Consider the following 18,404-nt stretch of genomic DNA (forward strand, 5'->3'; position numbering starts at 1 on the left):
ACAGCTCTAACTCGTTCAGGTCTGGTAAGGGTAAATCTCGGTCTCTCGCCTGAGGGCGCGTCCAACCCCCTCAGCTACAATTCAACGCAGTATAAAGCCCCTTCGACGCCCGTTCTGCGAGGGCTCCTCCAACGTCTGAGAATCAGAAAGCCGTATGACGCACTCCCGTTTAACTGTACTTGGACCCCTGCGCCTGCTGACCCTTGCCGCAGCCCTGATGCTATCGACGGCCCATGCAGACGAATATGCGGACGTGGCCCAACTGGTGCGCGGTGGCAAGCTGCCCGAAGCGTTGATCAAGGCTGACCAGTACCTGGCCGCCAAGCCGCGCGACCCGCAAATGCGCTTCTTGAAGGGCGTTATCCAGCGCGATTCCGGCAAGACGACCGACGCGATCGCCACTTTTACCCGGCTGACCGAAGACTTCCCCGAACTGCCAGAACCCTACAACAATTTGGCCGTGCTGTATGCCGGCCAAAGTCAGTTTGACAAAGCCCGCACCGCTTTGGAAATGGCGATCCGCACCAATCCCAGCTATGCCACAGCGCATGAAAATCTGGGCGATGTATACGCCAAGCTGGCCAGCCAGGCCTACAACAAGGCCCTGCAACTGGACGGCACCAACGCAGGCGTGCCGCCCAAGCTGGCGCTGATCCGCGAATTATTCAGCCCCACTGGAGCCAAAAATCAGCGTCCGGTTGCTCCCGCTGCCGCTGCCCCGGCAATGCCAGCACCCGTTGCAGCCAAACCTGTGCCTACCCTGCCCGGCCCTGTGGCTGGCAAGCCGGCACCCGCCGCGACAACAGCGGTCGCCACAGCTGCGCCAACTCCAACACCCAGCCCTGCACCGGCTGGAGCACCCACAGCGCCATCCTCGGCGGTTGCCACACCAACACCCGCCGCAGCAGCAAGCCCTGCACCAGCACCAGTTCCGACGCCTGTGCCCGCCTCCACAAGTTCCGGCGCCGGCTCGCGTGACGCCGAGAACGCCGTCATAGCCTGGGCCAAGGCTTGGGCCGCGCGCGACGTCAAAGCGTATCTGGCTGCCTACGGCAAGGATTTCACGCCGCCCGGGTCCCTGAGCCGCAGCGCCTGGGAAGAAGAGCGCCGCCAGCGCATCAGCAGCAAATCCAAGATCACCGTGAAGCTGGAGAACCTGACCGTGTCGGCATCTTCGCCCAGCACCGCCGTGGCGAAATTCCGCCAGGACTACAAGGCCAATGGCTTGGCCGTGTCCAGCCGCAAAACACTGGACTTGGTCAAGAACGGCGACCGCTGGCAAATCGTCAAAGAATCCACTGGAACATGAAGCAAGGACGGTGGTGGGCCGCGGGCATGGATAGACCCATTCTCTGCACATCGCTGCTGGCCTTGTTGTTAGCCTACGGCTTCGCTGCGCAAGCAGCCAGCGCCAGGCCGAAGTCACTGCGCGCTGAGCATGCTGCGGTGAAATCCCAGGATGGGGTGGCTGAAGCCAAACTGATCGAGGTCTACAAATTGATAGGCCGCGCCCAGAACCGTGAAGCACTGGCCAAGGCGGACCGCCTGGTTGAGGAGTACCCGCACTTTCAACTGGCCCAACTGGTACATGGCGATCTGCTGGCCGCGCAGACGCGACCACTCAAGACCTTTGGAGACGTACCGGAGTCGCTGATCGCAAGCGCCAGGCCAACCCTGGCCGAGCTGCGCGAAGAATCCCAACGTCGTGTCCGGGCCTTGCGTGATCGCCCAGTGCCCGGCACCATCCCATCCCAATTTTTGGCGCTGTCGCAAAAGTCCAAGCACGCCATTGCCGTGGATGCATCGCGCTCGCGGCTCTACCTGTTCGAGAACAGTGCCAGCGGCCTCAATCTGGTCGCGGACTATTACATTTCGGTCGGCAAGGCAGGCACGGCCAAAACGGCGGAAGGTGACCAGCGCACACCGCTGGGCGTGTACTACATCACCAGCAACCTGGACCCCAAGTCGCTGAAGGACTTCTACGGGTCTGGCGCCTTGCCCATCAGCTACCCCAACATGCTGGACAGCAAGCGCGGCAAGACCGGTGGAGGCATCTGGCTGCACGGCACTCCGCCCAACCAATTCTCGCGTGCGCCCCAGGCCACCGACGGCTGCGTGGTACTGGCCAACCCTGACCTGCAGCACATCATCCGCACGGTGGAGGTGCGCACGACACCCGTCGTGATCGCGTCGCAACTGCAATGGGTGGCACCCCAGAGCGTGCGTGCAGACAGCAAGCCGTTTGAAGACGCGCTGCTGGGCTGGCGCAACGCCAAGACATCGGGCAACCTGCAGCAGGTGCTGACCTACTACACACCCGACTTCAACAGCAATGGCAAAACACTGAGCCAGTGGATGCCAATTCTGAAAACCGAAATCGACCAGACGCAAGGGCGTACCATCCAGCTCAAGGATGTGTCCTACCTGCGCTGGACCGATGCCGCCGACACCATGGTCGTCACCTTCGGCGAAGTGGCCGACGGTTCCCGCGTCGGCTGGACTAAACGGCAGTACTGGATTCGCCAGGAAAACCAATGGAAAATTTTTTTTGAGGGAGTAATTTGATATGGCTATGCAATGGAACACTTTGGGTCGCCGCGCTGCTCTGTCGGCACTGGCACTGGTTGCACTGGCTGGCCCCGCGCTGGCAAACGATGCAGCACCGCAGGTCAAGTTTGACACCACGCTGGGCAGCTTCGTCGTCGAGGTCTACCCTGACAAGGCGCCCAAGACAGTTGAGAACTTCTTGCTGTATGTCAAAAGCAAGCAATACGACGGCACGATCTTCCACCGCGTGATCCCCAACTTCATGGTGCAAGGTGGCGGCTACAACGCCAAGTTTGAGGAAAAGATCGCACGTCCGCCGATACCGCTGGAAGCGCAGAACGGCCTCAAGCACGAGACCGGCACCATCGCGATGGCGCGCACCAATGAGCCCAACTCGGCACGCGCCCAGTTCTTTGTCAACGTCAAGGACAACCCGTCGCTGAATGCCACGGGCCCCTCCAACGGCTATACCGTGTTTGGCAAAGTTGTGTCGGGCATGGACACCATCAACAAGATCCGTGACGTACCCACGGGCTCTGGCGGCCCCTTTGCCACCGACGCGCCCAAGACATCCGTCGTTATCAACTCTGCCACTTTGGTGAAATAAATCATGAGCAACCCAAAAGTCGAACTGCATGTCCTGGATTACGGCGTCATCACGCTGGAACTGGACCAGGACAAGGCCCCCAAGTCTGTCGAGAACTTCCTGGCCTATGTCAACAAGGGCCACTACAACGGCACCATCTTCCACCGCGTGATTCCGGGCTTCATGGTCCAGGGCGGCGGCATGGAACCCGGCATGACGCAAAAGCCTTGCGATGCGCCGATCCAGAACGAAGCCAACAACGGTCTGAAGAATGCGAACTACACGGTGGCCATGGCGCGCACCGGTGACCCGCACTCCGCCACCGCGCAATTCTTCATCAACGTCGCCGACAACGGCTTCCTGAACCACACCGCACCCAGCGCTCAAGGCTGGGGTTATGCCGTTTTTGGCAAGGTCGTGTCCGGCACTGACGTGGTCGACAAGATCAAGGCCGTCAAGACCGGTCGCAAGGGCTTCCATGACGACGTTCCGAAAGAAGATGTCGTCATCGAAAAAGCCGTCGCACTGTAAATCTGGCATCTTGCGGGATGGAACTCGTTGCGCCATCCCGCTGGGCCTGCGTTGATTTCATTTCGGACCTGCACCTGCAGGCCTCCGACGCGCTGACCTTTCAGGCGTGGCGCCATTACCTCCTCCATACCGCCGCCGACGCCGTCTTCATCCTGGGTGACCTGTTTGAAGTCTGGGTGGGCGACGATGTTCTGTTGTCGGCTGACGGTGGGTTCGAGCAGCAATGCGCCGATGTGCTGCGCAGCGCCGCGGCTACCCGAGACGTCTATGTCCTGCACGGCAACCGTGACTTCCTGATGGGCTCGGCGCTGATGTCCGCTTGCGGCTCCACGCTGCTGCAAGAGCCCACCATGCTCAGCTTCGCCGGCCAGCGCTGGTTGCTGGTCCATGGCGATGCCCAATGCCTGGACGATACCGACTACATGCAGTTCAGAGCCCAGGTGCGCAGCCCCGAATGGCAGCGCGACTTTCTGGCCAAACCGCTGACCGAGCGCATCGCGATTGCCCGCGGCATACGCAGCCAAAGCGAGGCCCGCAAGCGCAGCGACACCGTCTACGCGGATGTGGATTTTGGGGCTGCCAACGACCTGCTGGCCACCGCGCAAGCGCAGCATCTGGTGCACGGCCACACACACCGCCCGGCCAAACACGACCTGGGTGGTGGCCGCGAACGCCTGGTGCTCAGCGATTGGGATCTCAGCGACGAGCCGCCGCGGGCCGAGGTGTTGCGCTTGCGTAGAGCCGGTGCCCGAGGTTTTACCGTGGAACGCATACCGCCATCGATGGCGGTCGATAGAGACTAAGCTGGTTTCGCCGACGGGCGGCCCCAAGGTGGGGCTTTAGCTTGCCCAGGCCCTTGGGTCCACCGTATCAATCTGCCACGGGTCCAAAAACTGGTGGGCGTAACGCAAGTACACCCCTTCGTTAACAAAAATATCGAACAGGTCGGGATCAATATGCCCGCCCGTTTTGAACTTGTGCATGATGCCCATGGCCTGCGACAAGCGCATGCCCTGCTTGTAGGGCCTGTCTTTCGCGGTCAAGGCTTCAAAAATATCGGCAATGCCCATGATGCGGGCCTGCACGGACATCTGGTCGCGCGTCAGCCCCTTGGGGTAGCCCTTGCCGTCCATGCGTTCGTGGTGGCCGCCAGCGTATTCGGGCACGTTCTTCAAATGCTTGGGCCACGGCAGCTGCTCCAGCATTTTGACCGTGGCCACAATATGGTTGTTGATGGTGTTGCGCTCCCCCGCTGTCAGCGTGCCGCCGCGTATTGTCAGGTTCTCAATCTCGTCGGGCGTCAGCAACTCGGCCTCCAGCCCATTGACATCGCGCCAGGTGTGCCGGTGGCCAATGTCGCGCACGCGCTGCAGATCGGCGTCCTTCATGCCCTCGGCGCCCAGATTCACGACCCGCAGGAAGGCGCGGTCCGATTCCAGCGCAGTGATACTGTCGCGGCACTGCGTCCATAGCTGCGCCTCGGCGGCGGCATCGGATTGGGAACGTAGCTCCAATTGGGCACGCAGCGCGGCAATTTCCTGGTCGCGCTTCAGCACCTCAAAGCGCGTGTCCACGAGGTCAATGCGGTCAAACAGCGTCTGCAATTTGGTGGCCTTGTCTACCACATGCACTGGCGTCGTAACCTTGCCGCAGTCGTGCAGGAGTCCGGCGATCTTCAACTCATACCGGTCGCGGTCGTCCATCGTGAAGGCGGCCAAAGGTCCCTCATGATTGGCATTGACGGCCTCGGCCAGCATCATCGTCAATGCGGGGACGCGCTGGCAGTGGCCTCCGGTGTAGTGCGACTTTTCGTCAATGGCCAGATTGATCAGGCTGATAAACGATTCAAACAGCGCCTCCAGTTGCGACATCAAATTGCGGTTGGTGATGGCAATCGCAGCCTGCGAGGCCAGTGACTCTGCCAGGCTCTGGTCGGCGGTGGAAAACGACACCACCTCACCGGTGCGTTTGCGCTTGGCATTGATCAGTTGCAGGACGCCGATCACGTCGCCTTCGTGGTCCTTCATCGGCACGGCCAGGAAGGACTGCGAGCGGTAGCCGGTGCGCGCATCGAACTGCCGCGTGCCCGAAAAATCGAAGTTGGGCTCGGTATAGGCGTCCGAGATGTTGACGGTCTGCTTGTGGATGGCTGCGTAGGCCGCGACCAGTGAATCGTTGGGTTGGCCCTGGGCGTCCTGCAGCGGCAGATTGGGAAAGTCTATGGGCTTGCCTGACGTGCCGCCCATCGCAATCTTCAACGAATCGGTCTTGATGATTTCGAAGCGCAGAGCTTGGCCATCTTCCGTGACGCGGTATAGCGTGCCGCCATCCGCGTTGGTGATGGTCTTGGCCGCAACGAGGATACTCTCCAGCAAGCGGGTGATGTCGCGCTCCTTGGACAGCGCGGTACCGATGGCATTGAGCTGTTCCAGCCGCCGCAGCAGGTCTTCAATGGAGTCCACAGTTTCCCCTTGTACAAGAAGCTAGGCCCACCCCGCAGCGGACTTCCCATTCTTCCACAAACACCTGCCCGCGCACAGATTTAACCGCTCGGCTACCCCAAGGTGCGAACCTGGGGCTTTGCCAAACGCGGCACCCTACGCACGGAGAGCCACGCACAGTGGGCGACCCTGAGGGCCAGTATCTGGCTACTTCTTTAAAAGCACCTTGAGTACGTTTTGTACCCGGCGCGCCGCCTGCGGGTCGAACGGACCGGCGAATACGGCGGCAGTGTCCTGCCCCCAAGTTTGGGCGGGTGCAGGATCGTTGCGGCGGGTCAGCAGCTGCAACTGCAGGCTCCGGCGTGCGTCCAGGTCTTCGGCGGGCGTTGGAACTTCTGCTGCCATTTCTAGGCGAAGGAGCGCCACGTGCGGGTCCACGGCCTTGGCCGGGGCAGCGGAGGATGTGCCGCCCAGCGCCTGCAGCCATGCAGTACGGGTCGCGGGTGGGGCGCGGTTGCCCAGATCTTGGGCAGAGGGCACCAGGCTTGGGTCCCGCTTTTCCCAAGCGGTCAACAACTGGGTCAGTGCTTCCCCGTGGGCTTGCATCGCCAGCTTCTTCAGTGCGTGCTGGGCTTGCTCCAGCGCGTCGCGTTGGGCACGGAAAGCGGCGTCGCCCAGGCGCGGAGCCTCGGGACGGGCCTCGTAGCCGCCGCGGTTGTCTCGGCCACCGAAACGTCCATCACCACGGGGCGCTGCGCCACGGTCATCCGAACGGGGACCGGCTTTGGCATCGCGTGGACCGCGGCTGTTGCTGTCCTTGCGGTCACCGAACTTGCCGGCACCCCGTCCGCCCGCGGGGGCTGGCGCCTCTTTGCGCATGCCAGGTCGGTCATCGCCGCGCATCGCAATCACAGGCTTGGGCGCAGGCTTGGGTGCGACCATCGGTGCGACTTCCGCCGCAGATTCGTCCGCAGGCTTGTCCGTGGAGGTCTCGGAATCTGCTATGGTTTCAGGAGCTGCTTGTGCGCTCTGCTCGGGGGCTACAGCCTGATTGGCCTCAGAGTCGTTGCTCTGCACGGCTGCTTTGGCCTGGCTTTCTTGGGCACCGGCTGTGTTCACCTCGGCCTGTGCCTGGGCTTGGCCCTGCAGCGCAGCCTCCAGTGCGGCCATGGCCGTGCGGATGGCTTGCGCATCACCGCTGGCGTTGGCAGCGTCCAGCGCCTTGGCGGCTTGCAGCACCATCTTGTCGCGCGCACCCAAAGAAGCTTCGGCCTTTTCGCGGTCCGCCGTCTTGCGGTTGAAAGCGTCGTCGATCGGTTTGCGGAAGGCGTCCCACAGCTTCTGCTCTTGGCGGCGGTCCATGGGCACGCGGTGTGCCTGGGCTTGCCAGCGTTGCTGCAGGGCCTTGACGGCATCGATGCGCAGCTCAGGCGCAGCACCCAGAATCTTGGCTTCTTCAATCATGGCGTGGCGTAGGGCCAGGCTTTCGGCTTGCAGGGCTTCCAGTGGTGCGGCGGCGTTGGAAATGGCAGCCTTCCACAGCGGCTGCAGCTCGGCAAAAGCTTTTTCGCCCAAATGGCCGGCTTCGCGCCAGCGGTCGCCGAACTGGTGCAGGATACGGTTGAAGCCCTTCCAGTCGTCGTCCAGCGCGGTGCGGTTGGCCGCGGCCCAGGCATTCACTTCCTCGATCAGCGCCAGGCGCTGGGCCTTGTTCTCGGCGGATTCGGCTCGCACCTTGTCCAGCCAGGCTTCGACGACCTTGTGGGCCTCGTTGCAGGCTTCGTCAAAACGCTTCCACATCGCGTGGTTGGGAGCGCCGCCCTGGTCGGTCTGCTTCCACTGGTCACGCAGGGAGCGCAGCGTCTCTTGCATCTTGCGCCCACCAATGGCCTGGCCTTCGGGGCGCTTGAGCAAACCTTCTGCCTGGGCAACCAGCGCTTCGCGCAGTTGATCGGCACGCCAGCGCTGCCAGCCTTCCAGTTCACCGGCGGCGGCCAGTGCGGCATGGGCCTGGTTTTCCAGCTTGTCATCGATAAGGCGGCCAAATTCCTTGAGGGCGTGGCGCAGGGCATTGGCGGCACCGGCACTGGCCTTGCCATGGCCTTCGGCAATTTCTGATTCGAGTGTGGTCAGCACTTCGCGCACACTGGCTGTTGCCTTGGCGCGTATTTCCGGGTCGATCTTGGGTTTGGGCTGCTTGACCGGGGCCTCGATGGGCACGCCGCGTGCCGTGCGCAACTCGTTGGCCCACATGGGGACGGGTGGCAGGGGGGCCGCAGCATCCAGCGCGGCGGCCACGGCCAGGGCCAGGGCGCCCTGGAAGGCTTCCCACACCACCAGCAGTTGGCCGCGCGATGCGTCCAACAACGGCGGGAACTTGGCATCGACACTGGGCCAGCTGGCATCGGCAGCCAGTTGTGCGGCCTGGGTCTGCCACTGGTCTACGTCAACGCGCAGCGCGTCCAGGGCAGCCTGGGCGTCTTGCCAGGACTTGGTGGACAGCACCTCGATACGCTGGGCCAGCAACACAGCGGCTTCGCGCTGGACCTGGACGCGGCGTTGCAGGTCCTCGATGACACGCACGCGCTCGGCCAATTGGGTCTTGAGAGCGGCCAGTGGCTCGCGGCTCAGCGGCGCACCGGCCTTGGCGGCGTCGCGTTGCCAAGCTAAAGCATCGGCAATATTGAGTTTGACCATGCCCAACAGGGCCTCGGCCTTGCTGGCCCAGTCAGCGGCCAAGGATTCCTGGCCCTTCTGACGCTTGGCTTCGTCAATCTTTTCACGGACCAGCTTGGCAGCACCTTTGTCTTTGACGCTGAGTTCTTTGAAGACATCAGCGAGCTGCTCGGCGCTGGGCGTGGTTAGCAACCAGTCCCGAACGCGGGCAGACCGCTCGCCGGACGTAGGGGCTGTGAAAGCGCCACCGGTCAGACTGTCTAGATGGGCTATATCGTTGTTTTTGGCGGTAGAAGTCGACGTCACGGTAGGCTCAGGAAATAGGTTGAATAGAAATCTGCAACCCTGTATTTTCGCCGCGAAATGGATTGGGCCTTCTTGTTTTTGTCCAAGACTCTGCAAAGGCCATCGGCAAAGACTTTGGTCGACACATGTCTGAGAGGTCTATCGGCCCGGAGCCCTCGCAGGGACGGCGTAAGCAGCTATTAAAAAAGTAGCAACTCTAGACAAACCAGCGGTAAAACCGGACCACCAACAAAACCCTTCTTCTGGGCGTTCTGTGCGGCATCGCACATATATATAGTGTGTAGTGCTCCCTTCTGGGGAATGCGCCCTCCAAACAAGAAAGCCCGGCAGCCCAACCGTTTGGTTAGTCTGCCGGGCTCGACGGCTGACCAGAGGTCCATGCCGTCAGGGCTGGCACTGCAGGAGATCGAAGTCCCACGGTGCACTAGAAGCAATAGATTGCCTCCTTAACAGTTACCGGGGCCGCTTCATCACAATACCCTAGAGTACGGACTGGCTACTGCCGGAACATAACCTGAATCAACAGGCAACTGCAGTCTAGTAGGCGCCCGCAGCGTTTGCAAATCGCTTTTTCAATGGATTTTTGGACTGTGATTGCGAGATTTTTGCGTGGTCCAGTACCGGCCGATAGCCCGCACCAAATCTAGACATGGCACTACAAACGACAATATTTAGTATAACAAACCTATTTAATATTGTTGACTCGGTATATCCAACCCCCATAGAATCCGGCCCATTCCAGGTTTTCCTAGGGATAACCCGCAACCGCTGCCGAACCCGGCATATTCAAATCGCTGCACATGTCGAAACGACGCCGCAGGATATTGATAGCGTACCAACCCAAACGTGGTACCTCACACGTGCGCGCTGCACACAGCGCGACCGATGCGAGGCGCCCGCCTAAGAAGGAAGAGCTATGACAGCGACCGAAAAATTCACCAAGGGTGTGGCAACATTTGCCAGCGATATCGCCCAAGGTTTTTTTGAAATCACGCACAACGGATTTGCCCTCTTGGGTCTGGCCGTGATGTTTGCCGTGATCACCCTGACCGCAAGGCCAGAAATTCGCCAGGCAGGTGAAGTCCAGTTGATGAGCTGGCTGCAATCCCGCCAGGCCAGTGTCACCGGAGCTTCCGCTGACACGAAAACCGCTGAACGTGCAACCGTCATCAGTCCACTGAGCCTGCCCAAACAGCAAGCCGCGGTGGCCTTCTGGCTGAGTAAAAAATACAACGTGGCACCGGAGCCGCTGAGCGCTTTGGTTGCAGAAGCCTTTGAGGCCGGAACACGTGCCAAGATCGACCCCACGCTGATACTGGCCGTCATGGCCATCGAATCTGGTTTCAACCCTTTTGCCCATAGCTCTGCCGGTGCACAGGGCTTGATGCAGGTCATGACCAAGATTCACAGTGACAAGTACGTTGGCTTTGGCGGCAAGCTGGCCGCCTTTGACCCTGTGTCCAATCTGCGCGTAGGCGTCAAGGTGCTGCAGGATTGTGTGGCTCGGGCTGGCTCGGTTGAGGGAGGCCTCAAACTTTACGTCGGCGCGGGCAACCTCGAAGACGACGGTGGTTACGCAGCCAAAGTACTGGCCGAGCACAACCGCCTGCAACAGGTAGCCAACGGCCGTAATCTGCCCCCATCTGTGGCAGCGCCCCAGATGATCCCTGTGAAGCAACCGGCAGTACCTGCTCCAGTGGCAGCTCCAGAAGTGGTTGCCAGCTATTTCAATTCGTAAATTCGCGGCGGAGGCGGTCCGTAGGGGTTGGCTCAGGTAAACTCCATACCGTACGCGACTGGCGATAGGCGCTCAAACCCTGCGGTTTGGGGCGCTGACGTGGGATTACCATTGGGAAGCGTGCCGCTGCATCTGCACAGGTGCATGCGTTCAGCCGTTCGCCTGGGCAGCCCTTGTTTCATGTCGTTTTAACACGCGTTGACCCAAGGTTCATTGTCTTAAAGGACTGCCATGTACAACCGCAACATCCTCGTCGAACAAGCTGATCCCGAAATCTGGGCCGCCATCATGGCCGAGAACGCCCGCCAAGAACACCACATCGAGCTGATCGCCAGCGAAAACTATGCCTCGCCCGCCGTCATGGCCGCGCAAGGCAGCCAGATGACCAACAAGTACGCCGAAGGTTACCCCGGTAAGCGCTACTACGGTGGCTGTGAGCATGTGGACGTAGCCGAAACGCTGGCGCTGGACCGCATCAAGCGCATTTTTGGCGCCGAAGCCGCCAACGTGCAGCCCCATTGCGGCGCATCGGCTAATGAGGCCGTGTTCCTGGCCTTCTTGAAGCCTGGCGACACCATCATGGGCATGAGCCTGGCCGAAGGCGGCCACTTGACCCACGGCATGCCACTGAACATCAGTGGCAAATGGTTCAACGTGGTGTCCTACGGCCTGAATGCCGAGGAAGCCATCGACTACGAGGCCATGGAGCGCAAAGCCCATGAGACAAAACCCAAACTGATCATCGCCGGCGCCAGCGCCTATTCGTTGGCCATCGACTTCGAACGCTTCGCCAAGGTCGCCAAAGATGTAGGCGCGATTTTCATGGTCGACATGGCCCACTACGCCGGCCTCATCGCCGCCGGTCTCTACCCCAACCCCGTGCCCCACGCCGACGTGGTGACATCCACCACCCACAAGAGCCTGCGCGGCCCCCGCGGCGGCATCATCTTGATGAAGGCCCAACACGAGAAGGCCATCAACAGTGCCATCTTCCCTGGCCTGCAAGGCGGCCCACTGATGCACGTGATCGCCGCCAAAGCGGTCGCGTTCAAGGAAGCGTTGGAGCCTGGCTTCAAGGTCTACCAGCAACAGGTGTTGACCAATGCCCGCATCGTGGCTGAAACATTGACCGAGCGCGGCCTGCGCATCGTCAGCGGCCGCACCGAAAGCCATGTCATGCTGGTCGATCTGCGCGCCAAGGGAATCACCGGCAAGGAAGCCGAGGCCGTGCTAGGCGATGCCCACATGACCATCAACAAGAACGCCATCCCCAACGACCCCGAGAAGCCCATGGTCACCAGCGGCGTGCGCATCGGCACCCCCGCCATGACCACCCGCGGCTTCAAGGATGCAGAGGCCCGCGCCACCGCCCACTTGATCGCCGACGTGCTGGACAATCCGCGCGATGCGGCCAACATCGCAGCCGTGCGGGCCAAGGTGCATGCGCTGACGGCACGTTTCCCGGTTTACGGTTAAGGCCATTGGCTAAAACCATGGCAAGTGCAATCGCTACACTTTTCATAGCGGTATGCGCTTGTTCGACGAGGGCTAGCGGCCGATTTTCCTTAAAGACTTTGGTCCAAAGGACCCTACCATGAAGTGCCCGTTTTGCAGCCACTCAGAAACCCAGGTCGTGGAAACCCGGATTTCTGAGGATGGGGACTTCATACGCCGTAGGCGCCAGTGCGGGTCGTGCGAGAAGCGCTTCACCACCTATGAGCGCCCGGATGTCAATTACCCGTCCATCGTCAAAAAGGACGGTCGCCGCATCGAATACGAACGCGCCAAGCTGCTGGCATCCTTCAACCTGGCCTTGCGCAAGCGCCCAGTCAGCACGGAGCAGATCGATAGCGCCATTGAGCGGATTGAGGAAAAGTTGCTGAATCTAGGACTGCGCGAGGTCCAGTCTGGCCGCATTGGCGAGCTGGTCATGCGTGAGTTGAAGAAGCTGGACAAAGTCGCGTATGTGCGCTTTGCCAGTGTGTACCGTAGTTTTGAGGATATTGACGACTTCAAGACGCTGGTGGATGAGGTTAGACGCTAAAGCGATCCACCTTCCGACCAAACTGCCTACGGTTCAACGCCAGCATTCCGCTATGTCGGCCGCGGTGGGACTTGCGGGCACACTGACACCCTTTACGCCCGTATTGGTAAGTGTCAACCTGCCGCATTTGATAACAGCATTGATTGGTCTTGCAGTCAGTACAAAGCTGTTTGGAGTAGGGACGGGGGGTCCCGCCAAATCGATATTGTATTTCGGTGATTCAACAGGAACCGCAGCAAACCGTGCTGGCAAAGCGACTGGGACACCAGCCGGGTCTTGGTCGAAGCGATTGTTCGTCGCGTAATACCGTTCCATGAACTGTTGCGCCTCCAGCAGAGCAGCCCGCGCCGCAGCACGTTCCCCGCGCTGGATATAGCTTGTATAACTGGGCAATGCAATGGCCGCCAAGATACCGATGATGGCTATCACAACCATCAGCTCAATCAAGGTAAAGCCCGAAATAGCAATCCCCTTAGACCTACGTGCATTTGGATTGAAAAGCGTCGTCATGATCAATTTCTTTCAGCGAGCAGTTAACGAATCGGCGGGTTGATGATACGGCGCCAAACGCGTGTTCCACTCGAAGGTTTGTTCACGCATGACGGCGTACTCCCATTGGCAGTGATGATGACCACCAGACATTGATTACTGCTACACAAGGGGCTTTGCACGCATGTGCACTTTACACCGGTGCAATCACCCACTGGAGCACCACCACCAAGGTCACCATTATTCCCCGGGGCAGGGGGTCTCGCGATCACGTCCCCACCGTCCGCTTTTGTCGTGACGACGCTCGCACTTTGGTCGCTTGCGTTGATAGCGCCATCACCATTCGTGTCAAAAGTTCGACCGTTAGAGCTAGGGGCATCGGTACCGGTATCGATGGGTGACAATATGCCTAAGCCTGCCCCGGCGGCCGAAGCACAGGCTGCAGGGTTACCCTGCACCGGCGCTACCGCACTGAAATAGACCGTCTCAGGACCCGCCACTTGTGTCGGATAAACAACCCGACCCCCCGTGAGCGTAGCGTTCAAGTCTATATACCATCCCCGCTGCGCGGAGGCATAGTCCACCGCAGCGCCCGTTATTGAATAGAAAGTAAGGCCCGTAGAAGCGCCCGTACCAGCAAACGCGGTTAACGTCCGTGGAAGCAAGTTTGAGCGGTTCATGGGATGCGCCACGAGTTCTGTGCCTGGAGACGGACCAGCCGCCTTGTCCCACACGCTGTACACCGTCTGGATTGACGTATCAAATGCATCCGCCGTGCTAAACAATTTGCCAGTACCAAATGTCACAACATAACCAGCACCGCCCATACCACCCGCGGCTGTTGGCTTCCTGGTACCTCGAAATACTGCAGGGCTTGACGTAATAGGCTGCTGCGTGCCGCCTGCGTCTGTTGCTGTGAAGAACGGTGCGCCACCGTCTGGCGTAAATAGGGGAGCATTTGGCACTGGTACGCCACTCTGGGTGGCGTAATTGAGCTTCCATAGCTGGCCTTTCAGATCACCTGCATAAATGCTCTTGATCCGCTGGGTCGCGATGTCGGGTATCAAGGTCACTCCACCCAAGCCATTGCTACCCGTGGTGTCCAGCACTGTTTTATGGATGGCGCCCGCACGCACGGCCGCGCTGCTGCTGGCGGCATCTTCTAGATCCACCACAAACAGAACCGCCCTGCTGGCACCGAGGGTGCCACCTGTGCTGGCATAGCCGTTACCAAAGACAGCCACCCAGCGGTCATTGGGCAGCACCCCAATCCGCACGTTGGACAACCCATAGCCAATGTCAGGATCGTCTGCGCTGGAAAGCTCCCAACGCACCGAGCCAGCGTTCAAATTCGCGGTATCAGTGACATCGAGTGCAAAGACGGCACGGCCACCGGCCCCCAGAGTACCCATCAAATAGTTGCGCCAAGAAGGCGTGGTTGCACCAGGCGCTTTGACATACGCGTCTGCTTCAGCCAACGGCCCATCGACAAAATACTGGTGCGGCAGAGCACCAGTCGTACCGTAGTTCTTATCGGCAAGTTTGTCTAAATTGCTATACACAGCGCGAGGCACGTAGGCAAAAATCTCTTGCCCATCGGTTCCTGGCGTAGCACCCAAACTGTCTTTGAAGGCATGCAACATACCGTCGTTACTACCGGCAAACAGCACCGGCGTGCGAGCCGCCTTGATAGCCTTGAAGGCGGTGTAAGACGTGGGAGCGGCAGGGACACCACCAAACAGCGGGTCGACGTAGTTACCATCAAAATTGCTCTCAATCAACGCGGGGTTGGAGTTAATAAAGTCCCCCAAAATGAAGGGTTGCCCTGCGGGGTTCACACGCGCACGGTAAAGACCAAGGCCCGTTGTTCCTTCGTTGGAGTGATCCCCTTTGAGAAAATTGATGAACTCAGTGGGATGGGCCGCCGCTACTGGACCCAATGCGGCCTGACCACTGGCGGGAATGGACGCCCAAGCAAACACAGAACCAGCCCAAGTACCCGGCGAGTTATCAAACGTCACAATATTGCGAGAACCCCACGCTGGCATCTGGGCAGCGGCCGTCCACTTCGCGGGCAGAACGACCGCACCAAGCGAATCCAGTTGATAGGAGGTGATGTCACCATTCCAACTGCCCGGATCAAAATCCAATTTGTATTTTCGGTTATTACCCGTCAATGAGGTTGAGGCGGCGGCAACACCCGCCGTAGACCCGGTGCCACCCGTTGCACGGGCCAGAGCCGTACGAATGGCGGTTGCCAGCTCTTGTGGATCCTTCACGCTGAAGAATTGGCCGCGACTGTTGACGGCCGCATGCCACAAATCGTCCACGTTGGCAAACGTCCCCCCTGGAAATGCCTGGGGCCAGGTCTTGGTGCCAGCGGTTAGTGCTGGCAAGTCGGTATTGGGGTTCAGCGAACCTCGCACACCCAACCCGATGGTAAACGTCGTCATGTTCTGCCAGAACGAATTATTAGCCCCGACCGGGGGGACAGCATTTGCGGTGAGAGGCTGCAAATCAGTCTTCCAGTATTTCATGGCTGTATCAGCCAGAGTGTTGGACCAAGCATCTGAATAAGGAGCCACCGGTGTGTAGGTATATGCCGGATAAGTGGGGGGGGAGCCTGCGCTCGTTATTGTTGCTCCGGCCGTGTTGTCAGCATTGCCAGCCGTACCAGCGGTGGTCCAATAACCGTCCGTCGAAAGGAATGTGTAAGAGCGGCGGCATGTCTTGTTATTGGCCACCACATTGGTGTTGACAGCGGGGTTGTCTGTCCATGGTCCCTGGGTGTCCGTGCGTGAGTAGTAAGTCCCAACGGTCTCCAACGCCCCAACCAGAGGCGTGCCACCATTGGCTGGCAGGTCTTCCAGCCACTTAAACAGATTATCTTTACGCGCCCTGTTGAAGTCGCGCACGCCACCACCGCCGTAGGTGGCACTGCTCTCAACCACACCTGTAGTAAAGCCATCCACGCTTGCCGCGCTCTTGTTGATGCGCCCAAACCCCAAGCGCATAGCGATTGCACGCGCGGTACCCGTACCGGTGCCTACCCCGGTCGCCGTGAAAACGGTGTCTACAGTGTTGGCCGCAGCGCCGATGGCAGTGAAAGATGTGGTACCTACACTCGTAATAGCGTAACTTGAGCCGATGACAAAATTGCCAGCGTTGACTGGCGCTGCCTCAACGCCAAATGCTTCCATCAGGCCACCACGGGCCAGCAGATTGCGGTTGCGGTAGTACGAAAACCAGTTGGCGAAATTTCGGCGCTCTTCAGCCTGTGTGCAGGTTGCTCCGGCGCAATCGAGACGGTCTGGATATTTTGTGAAGGCGTTTTGACTGGCCACGCCTGTGCCCGAGCCGACCCCCGTGGCAGTGAAAACCGTGCCCACGGCATTGCTACCTGCACCGATACTGGTAAATGACGTAGTACCCGTTGAAGTGATCTTGTACTGGGCACCAATCACAAAGGATCCGGCCGGGACGCTATTGATGGAATAGCCCATGTAATTGCCTAGCGTAGTGATCGCCGCATAGCCATTGGCTATGCCGGTACCGGAACCCACGCCGGTAGCCGTGAATGTCAAACCTACCGTATTCGATGCGGCACCAACCGCCACGAAGTCAGTACTTCCGACGGACACAATCGTGTAGCTTTTGCCAATGACAAAGTTCCCCCCTGTCACGTTTTGTTTTTGCAGCCTAAAATAGGTGCCCGGGTCGTGCACAAATGCAGTCCCGGCGGTAGCGCACCCTGTATCGGCAGCATTGGCAAAACACCATCCGGCCAGCGAGCCCCCGGCAGTCCCAGAGCCCGATCCAGCACCTGTGGCAACAAATGTAGTACCCACGTTATTGTTGGGCGCCCCAATAAGTGTGAAGTTTGTAGTGCCCGAGGTCAGAATGGTGTAGGTGTAACCAACAATAAATGAGCCTGCCGCAACGGATCCCATTGGACTCACGGCCGTCAAATCTATAAAAGGATACGCTCCGGTACGTTGCAGCGGATCCTTATATGCCTTGGCTACTGGTGAATCGGGTAGCCGCGTCACACCATCTGACGTAAGCCATGGCTGGTACCGAATTTCAGGGTTATAGTAAATTGTGTTTGTGTCAGCCGAGCGCAGCGCCCGTAACCTGTAGTTGCCCGATGCAATGTCGCCAGGAACCGGGCCCATGGGGTTCACCGTGTTCATGTAATTGTCACTTTTATCCCAAACTACCCCCCGGCTACCCACCGGATTGGGAGTTGCAAACGTGCCACCTGCAAAAACATCCTCAGGCATATGCCGCCATGTCATGGAGCCAGAATCATCTAGAGTCAGCATCACATTGGGAGCCACGGCTGCGCCGGCTTTGGTCAGCAAGGGCAACTGGGCCGGCGTTTGTCCATGCACGATAGTGGTGCTGGCCATCAGCAAAGACAGTAAAACGCGGGCCAGAGTCTGGAACCGGATGGTGGGTTTGGTAGCTGTCATGGCAAAAGCTCCTGGTAGGTTCACAGTTTGTTTTTCTATCAATTGATGGCCGATTGCACCCACACCACAGCGCCGGTTTGGGTCACGCCGCTGCCATCGGCAGTGTAATCAGGGCTAAATCCGCGCGCAGTGACGGTCAAAACCCCCGAAATTCTTTCAGCAACGCACTGCGGCGGAAAGTTCGGCAAAACACTGTCAGATGCGTTGATTTGAAGCTTGCCTGGTGGAACTGTGGTTCGCGAGGTCGCCCCTGCGCCAGTCCAAGACGCTGGCTGTTCCCAAGTAGTGACCGTCGTGTTGTTTGGAATATTCACATCTTCCAAAGTGGGCGTCCGTGACCCGGGCGCCTTTACCAGCTCGCTCTCACAATACCGCAGCGCCGCCTCCGCATATTGCAGGGCGGCAGCCTCCACGCGCTGGTTGTTGGTGGCGCGCTGCTCTGAGGTGGCACTGCGCATAGCGGTGGCAGCAGTAATGCCAATGATGATCATCATGATCAAGACAATGATCAAAGAAACCCCTCGGTTGGAGCGGCGCTCAGGAGCTGAAACTTTACGGATCGTCATAAGGG

At 59.5% G+C, this 18,404-nt stretch carries 13 protein-coding genes and 1 riboswitch; of the genes, 8 read left to right on the forward strand and 5 right to left on the reverse strand.

The genetic code is table 11. The features are described from left to right. The first annotated feature begins 154 nt into the window (after positions 1-154). The 5 genes from AC097P_RS17720 to AC097P_RS17740 are packed head-to-tail and all read left to right on the forward strand — an operon-like array spanning position 155 to position 4,467. Positions 155-1,309 carry a L,D-transpeptidase Cds6 family protein gene (locus AC097P_RS17720; RefSeq protein ID WP_479611753.1) on the forward strand — a complete coding sequence of 385 codons (1,155 nt, stop codon included), beginning with the start codon at positions 155-157 and terminating at the stop codon, positions 1,307-1,309. Further along, positions 1,306-2,565, forward strand: coding sequence for a L,D-transpeptidase family protein (locus tag AC097P_RS17725; protein WP_479611754.1), 1,260 nt, complete (start codon positions 1,306-1,308; stop codon positions 2,563-2,565). Before AC097P_RS17720 ends, AC097P_RS17725 begins: the two co-directional genes overlap by 4 nt. A 1-nt stretch (position 2,566) precedes the next feature. Further along, the gene (locus tag AC097P_RS17730) at positions 2,567-3,154 is read left to right on the forward strand and encodes a peptidylprolyl isomerase (protein WP_479611755.1); all 588 of its coding nucleotides are present in this window, start codon (positions 2,567-2,569) and stop codon (positions 3,152-3,154) included. A gap of 3 nt (positions 3,155-3,157) precedes the next feature. Further along, positions 3,158-3,664 (forward strand): peptidylprolyl isomerase, encoded by a 507-nt coding sequence (locus AC097P_RS17735; protein WP_479611756.1) that lies wholly within the window; start codon positions 3,158-3,160, stop codon positions 3,662-3,664. Positions 3,665-3,681: 17 nt separating this feature from the next. Continuing rightward, positions 3,682-4,467 carry a UDP-2,3-diacylglucosamine diphosphatase gene (locus AC097P_RS17740; protein ID WP_479611757.1) on the forward strand — a complete coding sequence of 262 codons (786 nt, stop codon included), beginning with the start codon at positions 3,682-3,684 and terminating at the stop codon, positions 4,465-4,467. A gap of 36 nt (positions 4,468-4,503) precedes the next feature. Here the strand turns inward: AC097P_RS17740 and AC097P_RS17745 are convergent, their stop codons facing one another. Together AC097P_RS17745 and AC097P_RS17750 are read right to left on the reverse strand one after the other, a co-directional pair. Beyond that, positions 4,504-6,126, reverse strand: a complete 1,623-nt coding sequence (locus tag AC097P_RS17745) for an HD domain-containing phosphohydrolase (protein WP_479611758.1) — start codon at positions 6,124-6,126, stop codon at positions 4,504-4,506. Positions 6,127-6,312: 186 nt separating this feature from the next. Next, positions 6,313-9,087 carry a DUF349 domain-containing protein gene (locus tag AC097P_RS17750; RefSeq protein WP_479611759.1) on the reverse strand — a complete coding sequence of 925 codons (2,775 nt, stop codon included), beginning with the start codon at positions 9,085-9,087 and terminating at the stop codon, positions 6,313-6,315. 916 nt (positions 9,088-10,003) lie between these two features. Here AC097P_RS17750 and AC097P_RS17755 point away from each other — a divergent pair. From AC097P_RS17755 to nrdR, 3 genes are all read left to right on the forward strand, one after another. Next, on the forward strand, positions 10,004-10,825 hold the full coding sequence (locus tag AC097P_RS17755) for a lytic transglycosylase domain-containing protein (protein WP_479611760.1): 822 nt from the start codon (positions 10,004-10,006) through the stop codon (positions 10,823-10,825). 44 nt (positions 10,826-10,869) lie between these two features. Further along, positions 10,870-11,000: riboswitch (ZMP/ZTP riboswitch) on the forward strand. 56 nt (positions 11,001-11,056) lie between these two features. Next, complete coding sequence (glyA, locus tag AC097P_RS17760) at positions 11,057-12,301, forward strand: serine hydroxymethyltransferase (protein ID WP_479611761.1); 1,245 nt, start codon at positions 11,057-11,059, stop codon at positions 12,299-12,301. 118 nt (positions 12,302-12,419) lie between these two features. After that, positions 12,420-12,869, forward strand: coding sequence for a transcriptional regulator NrdR (nrdR, locus tag AC097P_RS17765; protein ID WP_394782426.1), 450 nt, complete (start codon positions 12,420-12,422; stop codon positions 12,867-12,869). Positions 12,870-12,902: 33 nt separating this feature from the next. Here the strand turns inward: nrdR and AC097P_RS17770 are convergent, their stop codons facing one another. Genes AC097P_RS17770 through AC097P_RS17780 form a run of 3 tightly spaced genes read right to left on the reverse strand, consistent with a single transcriptional unit; the run spans position 12,903 to position 18,399 of the window. Then, positions 12,903-13,379 (reverse strand): type IV pilin protein, encoded by a 477-nt coding sequence (locus AC097P_RS17770; RefSeq protein ID WP_479611762.1) that lies wholly within the window; start codon positions 13,377-13,379, stop codon positions 12,903-12,905. A gap of 23 nt (positions 13,380-13,402) precedes the next feature. Continuing rightward, positions 13,403-17,896 (reverse strand): pilus assembly protein, encoded by a 4,494-nt coding sequence (locus AC097P_RS17775; RefSeq protein WP_479611763.1) that lies wholly within the window; start codon positions 17,894-17,896, stop codon positions 13,403-13,405. After that, complete coding sequence (locus AC097P_RS17780; protein WP_479611764.1) at positions 17,872-18,399, reverse strand: PilX N-terminal domain-containing pilus assembly protein; 528 nt, start codon at positions 18,397-18,399, stop codon at positions 17,872-17,874. The genes AC097P_RS17775 and AC097P_RS17780 overlap by 25 nt, the downstream gene beginning before the upstream one ends. Positions 18,400-18,404: the final 5 nt, after the last annotated feature.

It is taken from the genome of Rhodoferax sp. ZS1R8 (genome assembly GCF_056521325.1).